At 31.9% G+C, this 11613-nt stretch carries 8 protein-coding genes and 1 rRNA gene; all 9 read left to right on the plus strand.

The window, feature by feature from the left end; translation table 11 throughout:
- Window positions 1-32 precede the first annotated feature (32 nt).
- A complete protein-coding gene (locus tag SHI72_RS07795) occupies window positions 33-962 on the plus strand; it encodes a type IX secretion system membrane protein PorP/SprF (protein ID WP_039116710.1) in 930 nt (309 codons plus the stop codon).
- Between the two features lie 12 nt (window positions 963-974).
- Window positions 975-2915: an OmpA family protein gene (locus tag SHI72_RS07800; protein ID WP_039116712.1), complete on the plus strand. Its 1941-nt coding sequence runs from the start codon at window positions 975-977 to the stop codon at window positions 2913-2915.
- Window positions 2916-3168: 253 nt separating this feature from the next.
- On the plus strand, window positions 3169-3819 hold the full coding sequence (locus tag SHI72_RS07805; RefSeq protein WP_086894705.1) for a response regulator transcription factor: 651 nt from the start codon (window positions 3169-3171) through the stop codon (window positions 3817-3819).
- A 202-nt stretch (window positions 3820-4021) separates the two neighbouring features.
- Entirely contained in the window at window positions 4022-4963 is a 942-nt protein-coding gene (locus SHI72_RS07810; protein WP_323489625.1) for a hydrogen peroxide-inducible genes activator, read from the plus strand.
- 194 nt (window positions 4964-5157) lie between these two features.
- Entirely contained in the window at window positions 5158-5505 is a 348-nt protein-coding gene (locus tag SHI72_RS07815; protein ID WP_123912091.1) for a hypothetical protein, read from the plus strand.
- 267 nt (window positions 5506-5772) lie between these two features.
- Window positions 5773-7989, plus strand: coding sequence for a catalase/peroxidase HPI (gene katG / locus SHI72_RS07820; protein ID WP_323489626.1), 2217 nt, complete (start codon window positions 5773-5775; stop codon window positions 7987-7989).
- A 728-nt stretch (window positions 7990-8717) separates the two neighbouring features.
- A complete protein-coding gene (locus SHI72_RS07825; protein WP_086896338.1) occupies window positions 8718-10097 on the plus strand; it encodes a tetratricopeptide repeat protein in 1380 nt (459 codons plus the stop codon).
- A 98-nt stretch (window positions 10098-10195) separates the two neighbouring features.
- Entirely contained in the window at window positions 10196-10852 is a 657-nt protein-coding gene (locus SHI72_RS07830; RefSeq protein WP_323489627.1) for a hypothetical protein, read from the plus strand.
- 656 nt (window positions 10853-11508) lie between these two features.
- A 16S ribosomal RNA gene (locus SHI72_RS07835) occupies window positions 11509-11613 on the plus strand; the annotation flags it as partial.

Raw genomic sequence — 11613 nt, forward strand, 5'->3', positions numbered from 1 at the left:
TTTTCTTCTCAGGGATTTAAATAAAAAAACAGATGAAAAAAATAATATTAAGATTTGTTTTGCTACTGGCAACAATCGCAAGTTATGGACAACAAGACGCACAGTATACACAGTATATGTATAATACTATAAACGTCAATCCGGCCTATGCAGGATCAAGAGGAGTAATGAGTATTTTTGCTTTGCATCGTTCACAATGGGTAGGACTGGATGGTGCACCAGTAACTAATTCAGCATCGATAAATACCCCAATAAATGGAACTAATTTAGGAATAGGAGTTTCAGTTGTTAATGACAGAATTGGCCCATCAGACGAAAATAATATTGCTTTAGATGTTTCGTATACTATTCATACATCAGAGCGTTATAAATTATCTTTTGGAATAAAAGGAACAGCTAATTTATTGAATGTTGATTTCACCAAGTTGAATCAATACGATAAAAATGACTATGTTTTTGAAACCAACATTGATAATAAATTTTCGCCTAATATTGGAGCAGGAGTCTATTTGCATTCAGATAATACTTATGTTGGTTTGTCGGCACCACAATTGTTGGAGACCAAACATTTTGACAGATATGCTGATGCAGGATCTAATAGTCATGTGGCTAAAGAAAATATGAATTTGTATTTAATTGCAGGTCATGTATTTGATTTAAGCTATAATGTAAAATTCAAACCTTCTTTGCTAACCAAATACGTACAAGGAGCTCCTTTGCAAGTAGATGTATCAGGAAATTTTTTAATCAATGAAAAATTTGTTGCAGGTGTTGCTTATAGATGGAGTGCTGCATTAAGCGCCATGGTAGGATTTCAGGTAAGCAATTCTTGGTTTATCGGGTATGCATATGATTTAGACACCACCCGATTAGGAAATTACAATTCAGGATCACATGAAATCTTTTTGCGATATGAATTGTTCAATAAATATGATAAAATGATATCTCCAAGATTCTTCTAAACTACTACTATTATGAAAATAAAAACTCTACTTTATAGCACCATTTTTAGCGTTCTGGCTTTACATAGCTATGGACAAAAAGCAGGAATAGTTGCGGCCGACAAGAAATATGAAAGATATGCCTATGTCGATGCTATTGCCATCTATGAGCGTGTAGCCGAGAAAGGTTACAAAGACGAAAAAATGTTTCAAAAGCTTGGTAATGCTTATTATTTTAATGCTGAATTACCCCAAGCTGAAAAATGGTATGGTGAACTTTTTGCTATGAACCCAAACCAGGAACCTGAATATTATTATCGTTATTCTCAAACACTCAAGTCTGTAGGTAATTATGCCAAAGCAAACATGATGTTAGAGGAATTTAATAAGAAATCAGGCAATGACCTAAGAGCTAAATTATATGAGAATAATAAAAATTATCTGGAAATAATTACAGCAAATTCAGGTCGTTTTGATATAGCTGATCTCGGTATTAATTCTGCATCTTCAGATTATGGGAGTTCATTTTTAGACAATAAATTAGTTTTTGCCTCAGCAAGAGATACAGGAGGAGTTTCTAAGAAAGTGTTCAGCTGGACCAATCAATCGTTTACTGATATATATACTTCTGAAATAAAAGCTGGAGGAGAAATGGGGAAACCTGAGCGCTTTAGTAAAAAAATCAATTCAAAATTTCATGAGTCAACACCAGTATTTACAAATGATGGTCAAACGATGTACTTTACCCGAAACAATTATTTGAACAGTAAAAAAGGAAAAGACAACAAGAGTATAACACTATTAAAATTATACAAAGCAACGCTAACGGATAATCAGTGGGGTAATGTAACCGAATTACCTTTTAATAGTAATGACTATAGCGTTGCACATCCTGCATTAAGTTTAGATGAGAAGACATTATACTTTGCCTCAGATATGCCAGGTACATTAGGGCAGTCAGATTTGTTTAGTGTAAAAATCAACAGCGATGGCAGTTATGGTGTTCCAATGAATTTAGGAAAGACTATTAATACTGAAGGAAGAGAAAGTTTCCCATTTATATCTGGAGATAATGAGCTTTATTTTGCAAGTGATGGACATCCCGGGCTTGGAGGTTTAGATGTATTTGTATCTAAAATAGGAAATGACAACAGCTTTGGCGAGGTTCAAAATGTAGGCGCTCCAATAAACAGTTCTCAGGATGATTTTGCTTTTTTGATAGATAGCAAAAATCGAAATGGGTTTTTCTCTTCCAATCGAAGTGGTGGTAAAGGATATGATGATATTTATCGTTTTTTAGAAATGCGAAAACTAATTTGTGAGCAATTATTATCCGGAATTATAACAGATCGTGAAACTGGTGCTGTCCTTGCAGACTCAAAAGTAAGCTTGTACAACGAGAAAATGGAGTTAATAACTACCACAACAACCGATGATAAAGGAAGTTATAAATTTGATGTAGTGTGCGGAAAAATATATTCAGTACGAGCAGAGAAAAAAGACTATGAAACTAAGGAAGAAAGAATTACGATAAATAATGCAACGGGAAAAACGGTGCTATCATTGCAATTAGAGCAACGAATCAAACCTATAGATGTAGGTACAGATTTAGCAAAAACCTTAAATATACCAATTATCTATTTTGATTTAGATAAGTCATTTATTCGCAAAGAAGCAGCCTTCGAACTAGAGAAAGTACTTGCTGTAATGCAACAATATCCAAAGATGAAAATCGATGTTCGTTCGCATACCGATAGTCGTGCAACATTTAAATACAATATTGCATTATCAAACAGAAGAGCCAAATCTACTATCGCATGGTTAGTGAAAAACGGAATTTCTTCAAGCAGGCTAACAGGAAAAGGTTATGGCGAATCGCAATTGGTAAACCATTGTTCTGATGGGGTAAAATGTACAGAAGAAGAGCATCAGGCTAATAGACGCAGTGAGTTTGTTATTGTTTCGATGCAATAGTGAAATAATGTTACACTATTAAAATTACATTTATTTCAATAAATGATGGCATAAATATTTAGAAGGGATAGGCGATTTAGGATAATGATTTTAATTATTATTACAGCTGACTCCCTTCTTCTTAAATTAGGTTTGTAATTGTCATATTTATTTTAGTATTGAGTAAAATCTTTAAATTGAAAATACAAATAGAGCCGTTATTCTCTTTACAATAACATTTTCCCCTTTTCAAAGTAAATATATTTAACCTAAAATGAAACAATCAAATAATTTTTGTTTTGTAGTTGCTGATCGTCATTGTGTAGTCCGGCATGGACTTTCTCTAATTATAAAAGAATCATTCTCAAACCCTGTAGTTTATCAAACAAAAAAATTTAGCGATATTATTAAAACACTTACAGAAACTAAAGTTGATTTATTAATTATGGATGTGAATTTTCCAGAAGGCAGTAGCCTGAATATTTTAAAAGAAATAAAATCCATTCAGCCCAATGTAAATATTTTAATATTCTCAATCTGTGATGAGGATTCGTATGCGATGCGCTATTTAAACGCTGGAGCATCTGGGTTTCTAAGCAAGGAAAGCTCAGAAGAAGAAATAAAAAATGCCTTAAATGCAATGATTTTTTCAGGTAAGTTTATTACACTTAGTTTAAAAAATAAAATTTTAGAGTCTTGCATCTCAAAAAAACCAGTTAATCCACTAGATCTTTTATCTAACAGAGAACTTGAAATTGCTCGTTTACTAGTCGATGGGTATGGAAATTTAGAAATAATGGCATACCTAAAAATAAAATCAAACACTATTAGTACTTACAAATTTAGAATTTTTAAAAAATTAGAAATAGATAATTTGGCTAGTCTAATAAAGCTCTTTTTGCAATATTCAGATGTAGTAAATTAGTTAATTTCTATTCAAAAAAAATCATACAAAATTATGAATTCATTATTTATCTAATTTGTTTTAATGAATTAGTAATGAGTCATTTTGTAATGATTTGTTGTTGTTTTTATAAAGTTTCATCTTTAAAAAGACAAAAGTATATTTGCATACTTATACGCGTAAGCTAATAAATTTAATTATTATATAGATAAAATCTAACACAGTGAATATACAGCAATTAGAATACATAGTTTCATTAGACAAGCATCGCCATTTCTTAAAAGCATCAGAAGCCTGTTTCATTACACAAGCGACCTTAAGCGGAATGATTAAAAAACTGGAAGATGAACTCAATGTCATCTTATTCGACAGGAGTAAGCAACCAGTTCGACCTACAGATATTGGCATGAAAATAATAGAGCAGGCAAAAATTGCTTTGCAGGAAACCAACAGGATAAAAGAGATAATACGTGAAGAAACAGGTGAGGTGAGGGGAGATCTCCGAATAGGAATTATACCATCACTAGCTCCATATTTATTACCTCTTTTTATAAAATATTTTATGGCAAACTATAAAGAAGTTAAGTTGGTCATTAATGAGTTGACTACCGAAAAAATTCAGGAGAAATTGAAGGATGGCTCAATAGATGTAGCCATATTGGCAATTCCATTATTAGATAAAGGTTTAAAAGAAGAAACCTTATTTTATGAAGAATTCTATCATTATGGTGATTTGAATGCTGCTTCGGCTAAGAAAAAATACATTGTTCCAGAAGATATAAATCCTAATAAATTGTTACTGCTGGAAGAGGGGCATTGCCTTAGAAACCAGATTGTAAATTTATGTGAATTAAGAACCAAAGGCGCTTCAGATCTAAAAATAGATTATCAGTCGGGTAGTATCGAGACCCTTAAGCAAATGGTAGATTTGAATATGGGCACAACGATTCTCCCTGAGTTAACAGTACTAGCGTTAAATAAAGAACAAAAGAACAAGATTAGCCGTTTTGTATCCCCATATCCAGTTAGGGAAATAGGATTAGTTTATTACAATCATTTTGTAAAAAAAAGACTGATTGAGGCATTAAAAAAATCTATCCTTGAGACTATTCCAGACACTATGTTATTGAAGAAAAATATGTCTATTATTCCAGTAAAACAATAGTCACTTTGTTATAATCTGAATAGCACAAAATAATAAATAAAATAAACGCGTATGAATCGTTATTGAAAAACTTTAATAGCCATTTCTGGATTATTACTAATGACAGTTTGTAGCAAAACTGAAAAAAAACAAATTCAGGAAAAGAAAGTACATGGAGAAGAATAAGTTAAATAGATGTAACGTTTAAATAATAAATGATGGAATCAAAACAGGTAATAGTGTATGATAATCAGCATGGTTATTCTAGATTTTTAAAAAAAGAATTTGGAAAAAGAATAGATTTTGAAGTTTATAAAAAATTTAATTTTATTAGCGATTTTGATAACAGTAAAAGTGATTACTCATTTATTTTTTTTGTAATTTATTCCGAGAATGATTTATTAGACTTTATTAAAATACATGACCAAGGACTTCCTATTGTCGTTTGTAGTTCTAAAGGAGTATTTGATAAGTTTGACAATAATTGCGGAGTAAATTTCATTGATATTTCTAAACCTAAAAAAGAACTAGTAAATGATTTTCAATCTTTTCTTTATAGATAACAACAAGCCATCAAAGAATACTAATATCTCATTTTTAGACTATTGATTAACTATTAGTTTTTAACTATATTATCATAGAAAATACCAGTTTGATTTAGATATACTTGTTTTGTAAATTTGCAAAGAACTTGTTTACTGGGTCTTACAAAATAAGTAGAGATGATTTGTATTTTAATAATATCTTAAAATAAATACTTTAATTCGCTGTTTTATGGGTATCCTTTATGTTTATAAAATGTAGTTATCAATAATAAATTCATTAAAAAAATGGAAAATAATTCAAATGATATTAGTAAGTGTCCATTCCACAACTCAAGCAAAGAGCAAAGTATTGCGAATGGAGGCACAAAAAATCAAGACTGGTGGCCAAATCAATTAAAAGTTAATATACTACGCCAACATTCTTCTTTATCAAACCCGATGGGTGAAGACTTCGATTATGCCGAAGCTTTTAAAAGTCTAGATTTAGAAGCCCTAAAAAAAGACCTTCATTTTCTTATGACTGATTCACAAGATTGGTGGCCAGCAGATTTTGGACACTATGGAGGTTTGTTTATTCGTATGGCATGGCATAGCGCCGGTACGTATAGAGTAGGTGATGGTCGTGGTGGAGCAGGAGCCGGACAGCAGCGTTTCGCTCCGCTTAATAGTTGGCCAGATAACGTAAACCTTGATAAAGCCCGAAGATTACTTTGGCCTATCAAACAAAAGTATGGAAGAAAAATTTCATGGGCAGATTTGATGATACTTACAGGTAATGTTGCACTGGAATCTATGGGATTCAAAACATTTGGCTTTGCAGGTGGTCGTACAGATGTATGGGAACCAGAACAAGATATATATTGGGGGTCTGAAAAGACATGGTTAGCTGGTGATGAAAGATATGCAGATAGTAATAGTGCTCGTAATCTGGAAAAACCACTTGCAGCAGTCCAAATGGGTTTGATTTATGTTAATCCAGAAGGACCAGAGGGACAACCAGACCCAATAGCTGCGGCCAAAGATATTCGCGATACTTTTGGACGTATGGCAATGAATGATGAAGAAACAGTTGCTCTTATTGCAGGAGGTCACACTTTTGGTAAAACACACGGAGCAGCACCAACCGAACATGTAGGAGGAGATCCGGAATCTGAGAGACTTGAAACGCAAGGTTTTGGATGGAAGAATAGTTTTGGTTCTGGAAAAGGTGCAGATACAATCTCAAGTGGTTTAGAAGTAACCTGGACAAAGACACCGACTCAATGGAGTAATAATTTCTTTGAAAATCTTTTCGGTTTTGAATGGGAACTTTCTAAAAGTCCAGCAGGCGCACATCAGTGGGTTGCAAAAAATGCTGAAGCTTTTATACCTGATGCCTATGATAGTTCAAAAAAACATCTTCCAACGATGTTAACTACCGACTTGTCTTTAAGATTAGATCCTGAATATGAAAAAATATCACGTCGCTTTCTAGAAAATCCTGATCAGTTTGCAGATGCATTTGCCAGAGCATGGTTTAAATTAACCCATCGTGATATGGGACCACGTGCTTTATATCTTGGAACAGATGTACCTAAGGAAGAGTTGCTTTGGCAAGATCCAATTCCAAGAGTTGACCATGACTTGATAAACGAAAATGATATTACATTGCTTAAAGCAAAAGTATTAGCTACTGGATTAAGCATATCAGAACTTGTATCTACTGCATGGGCTTCAGCTTCAACATTTAGAGGTTCAGATAAAAGAGGTGGGGCTAATGGTGCACGAATTCGACTAGCTCCTCAAAAAGATTGGGAAGTAAATAATCCTGCGAAGTTGCAAAAAGTATTAAATGTATTGGAAGGTATCCAAAGAGAATTTAACCAGACACAATCTAATACTAAAAAAGTTTCTCTTGCCGATATTATTGTATTAGCGGGTAGTGCAGGAGTAGAAAAAGCGGCTAAAGATGCTGGAAGTAACATTAATGTTCCTTTTGCTCCAGGCCGTATGGATGCTACACAAGAACAAACGGATGTAGAATCATTTGGATTCCTGGAACCAATAGCTGATGGTTTCCGAAACTATAAAAAAAATAAATACGCTGTTGCAACTGAGACTTTATTAATAGACAAAGCGCAATTATTAACACTTACAGCACCCGAATTAACTGTACTTGTAGGAGGAATGCGTGTATTAGATTCCAATTTTGATGATTCTAAAAAAGGTGTTTTTACAGAACGTCCCGAAGTACTAACTAATGATTTCTTTGTAAATCTGCTAGATATTGGTACTGTTTGGAAAGCAGTTTCTGAGGATAAAGAAGAATATAACGGACATGACTACACAACTGGAAAAGTGAAATGGACAGGTACACGTGCAGATCTTGTATTTGGTTCCAATTCAGAACTTAGAGCTCTAGCCGAAGTTTATGCTAGTGCAGATGCTCAGAAACAATTTGTTACTGACTTTGTTGCAGCATGGACTAAAGTAATGAATCTAGATCGCTTTGATCTACTATAATGTAGTATATCGTACAGACAACCATTATAAATAAAAAGTTGTTAAGTATAGAATGAAGAAAAGAAACAGCCTTAGGGCTGTTCTTTTTTAGATAACAAATCTCAATAAAAGATTGTGAGTTAATTAATTCTTGTTCGATTTGATTGAAAAGTAAGGTTAAAACAATAATTAATTGTGAGGAATATTCCTGTAGTACAAAGTCTACAGAGCAATCGTTCACAGTTCTACTCATTTATAATTTTATTGATGCTATTTTTGCATGCTGATAAAACACCAGTTTTTAAAAGTTTTAAATCCCACTAAATCGAAAAAAAGTACTTACCATAAATACAAAAATCTTAACCTAAAACAGTATCCCACGTCTATTTTTACAATAAATAAAGGCTTTTTTTATAGCATTAGCCTTATTATTGATTTTATTAAAACTAGATGTAAAATCACAATAACGCTTTAGTTTATAGCGAGTGTTTTTTATAAAGTTTACTTAATAATTTGCCAATAAGATTTATCGAGAGAATAAAGTAAGAATTAAAGCCATTAATAAAATTGGTAGTACTCAACGATCAGTAAAACTAGTAAAAGTAGAGGTAATGCCTAATAAAAAAAAGAATAAATGAATAAACAATATGTCCCAAAATAAGTTTTTATTAGTAAAATATATACGGTTATATTTTACTGTTTTTTATATTGTTTTTGGGTTATGGAATAGTTATGGTCAAAGAAAAAATTTGACTATAAAGGAAATAGATAGCACTTTAAATTCGGTAAATCAGTATTTAAAAAAATCACCAAATGAAGGTTATGAAATTTCAAAAAATATATATCATATTGCACTAAAACAAGACTATCGTGTAGGTTCGTGTTTCGCTTTATTAAACATGGGAAATTGTAAAGGGAAACTTCGTGACTTTGACAAGGCATTAAATTATCTAGAACAATCCAAAGAGATAGCCCAAGAAATAAGAAATGATTCTCTTTTGCTTTATGCAGATTTTGTTATTGCAGTTCAACATGGGAGAATGCACCTTAATAAATTAGCACTCTCTCAATTAGACAATTGCTTAACAAGAGTTAATTGTTTAAAAGGAAAATCAAAATACTGTTTTTTAGGTAGAGTGTATAGTTTTAAAGCTTGTTTCTCAGCTGGTCTCAAGAATAAACCAACTGTTGATGAATTTATAAAGTTACATAAAAAAGCAGCTTATTATTTTAGTAAGAATCCACGAGTTCCCAATTTTGCGTTGGTGAATATCGGAGATACATATATGTCAGCGGGCAGACTTGATTCAGCCGAATACTATTTTAAAGTGGCATTATTAGATTATAAAAAAAAGAACATAAGCTGCACAGAAATAGTACTAAGTAATCTAGGTGAAATTTATTATAAAAAGAAAGATTATGCTAGGGCAATTACATATTTAGACAAATCTACTGTCGTGGCCAAACGCGAAAAAACTTATTACATTCTAGAATACAATTATGGATTATATAAAAAAATAGCAGAAGAAAAAGGTTTAAACCAGGCAGTATTTGATTATCAAAAACTAGAATTAATTTATAAAGACAGTACTCAAATAGCAGAACAAAAAAGTATGATTGCGGCAACTAATTATGTTGTTTCAAAAGCAGAAGCTGAAAAGGAAGTATTAGTAAACAGAAGTATGATTTTATTAATAATTGCAGGCTTACTTATAATTAGCTTGTTGGTATTTTCCTATTGGCAGTTTTGTTATAAAAATAAACTAAAATTAGATACTCAACAAAAAAAGAAAGAAATAGAACAAAAAGCGACTCAAATTGTATCCCTAAAACAGAAAGTAACAACATCTTATGATGAGGTAATAGAAATGGCTAAAAAGAATGATCCATTGTTTGTAGTTGTATTTAAAGAGTTGTATCCTGATTTTTATTTAAAATTGATTGCCATACAACCCGATTTAACGATTACCGAACAAAAAATTTGTTTTTATCTTAAACTTAAATTTTCAACTAAAGAAATTGCAGATTACACTTTTGTTACCGCTAAGGCAATACAGAATAGGAAAAATCGCTTGCGGAAGCGGCTTTTTCTGAAGGAAGGAGAAGATATTTACAAATATTTCGACTAACTAATATATTAAAGATAGTATAAGTAGAGACAGAGCGGATTAGATATTCGAAGGCTACTTATCTTTTAAATCTAAGAACATAAAAAAAAATAAAACAAATGAAAAAAACAATTTTGATCGTTGGAGCCATTGTAGTAATAATTTTACTGGCTGGAATTTATAAATTCAATTTTACAAATGACGACATTTATGGGAAAGATCCTGAGGAAAAGTCTGTACCTATTGATGAAGCAAAAGACATTAGTAAGAATACAGATACCAAGGAATTTAAAACTAAGACAGGAAAAATTATCATTATTACCGAAACTCATCCAGTTGGACAAAGTATTTCGTCTATAACCATTACCACAAAAGGATTCAAAGAAAATAAACTCATTGAATTAAGTGATATCGATCCAATTGAAAAAATAGAACTAAAAGATTTAGACAACGATGGTTTTGAGGAGATATATTTGTTTACTCGATCTGTTGGATCTGGAAGTGGAGGTGATTTTTATGTATATGGCTCGGACAAAGATGATAGACTAATGGAATATGAAAAAGAAAAATTAGATGAAAAGGAATATTTAAAAGGAGGAAGACTAGAAGGATATATGGGACATGACACTTATTTCTTTGATAAACAAATGTTAGTAATGGAGTTTCCAATTTATAAAGAAAATGATGCAAATTTAAAACCTACTGGTGGGACAAAAAAAATATATTATATGTTGAATCAATCAAAGTTCAAAATTAAAAAAATTGATATAAACTAGCTTAAAGTTTTACAATCTTAGAATACGTGTGAGTTATCGTAAATAGGTTTTTAATTCGCACACGATGAGATAATATCAATAAGTATATTTAGCCAGTTGCTTCAAATCCTGAAAAAACAGGTTCGTAAAGACTGTCAAGAGGCTCCATTGTTACAAATGGAGTTTTTTTTATGCTTTATTTTTATTGAACGGATTAGATTTTAAAAATTCTGAATCGCCTATACCTATATATAGTAGGTATGAAACAATAATTAAAGTGACTAAATTCGGAAAAACTCAGTCTTTTTAATAGTGACATTGCGAAAAATACAGTTGTAATAAGAAAATTCTTAAAAATATAAAAAATGGATAAAATATAAATGTTACATTATCAGGTTGTTAGTAAAAAAAAATAAAAAACATTCAAAAAAGTCTGTAAAAAGGCTTGCGAATCTAAATAAAGGGAGTACTTTTGCACCCGCAATGAGAAACAAACGAAACGAACAGAGCGAGAGTCACACAGAGTGAGGTACATTAAAAAGAAGAACACGTTCCTAGACATATTGAATTGACAGCCGTTTTAAGAGAGATCTTAGAACAACAAAATAAGAGTAATAGAATCGATAGATTTGAAAAAAACCGATAGAATCATTAGTCGCAATATAATATTAAAATATACGATGAAGAGTTTGATCCTGGCTCAGGATGAACGCTAGCGGCAGGCTTAACACATGCAAGTCGAGGGGTATGCTTCTTCGGGAGCAGAGACCGGCGCACGGGTG

The organism is Flavobacterium sp. PL02, from assembly GCF_035013205.1.
GTDB lineage: Bacteria > Bacteroidota > Bacteroidia > Flavobacteriales > Flavobacteriaceae > Flavobacterium.

Bases quoted from the DNA above. Each gene is read 5' to 3' on its own strand.
- katG (WP_323489626.1), top strand. From the start codon at position 5,773: ATGGAAAATAATTCAAATGATATTAGTAAGTGTCCATTCCACAACTCA.
- SHI72_RS07830 (WP_323489627.1), top strand. From the start codon at position 10,196: ATGAAAAAAACAATTTTGATCGTTGGAGCCATTGTAGTAATAATTTTA.
- SHI72_RS07795 (WP_039116710.1), top strand. From the start codon at position 33: ATGAAAAAAATAATATTAAGATTTGTTTTGCTACTGGCAACAATCGCA.
- SHI72_RS07805 (WP_086894705.1), top strand. From the start codon at position 3,169: ATGAAACAATCAAATAATTTTTGTTTTGTAGTTGCTGATCGTCATTGT.
- SHI72_RS07815 (WP_123912091.1), top strand. From the start codon at position 5,158: ATGATGGAATCAAAACAGGTAATAGTGTATGATAATCAGCATGGTTAT.
- SHI72_RS07800 (WP_039116712.1), top strand. From the start codon at position 975: ATGAAAATAAAAACTCTACTTTATAGCACCATTTTTAGCGTTCTGGCT.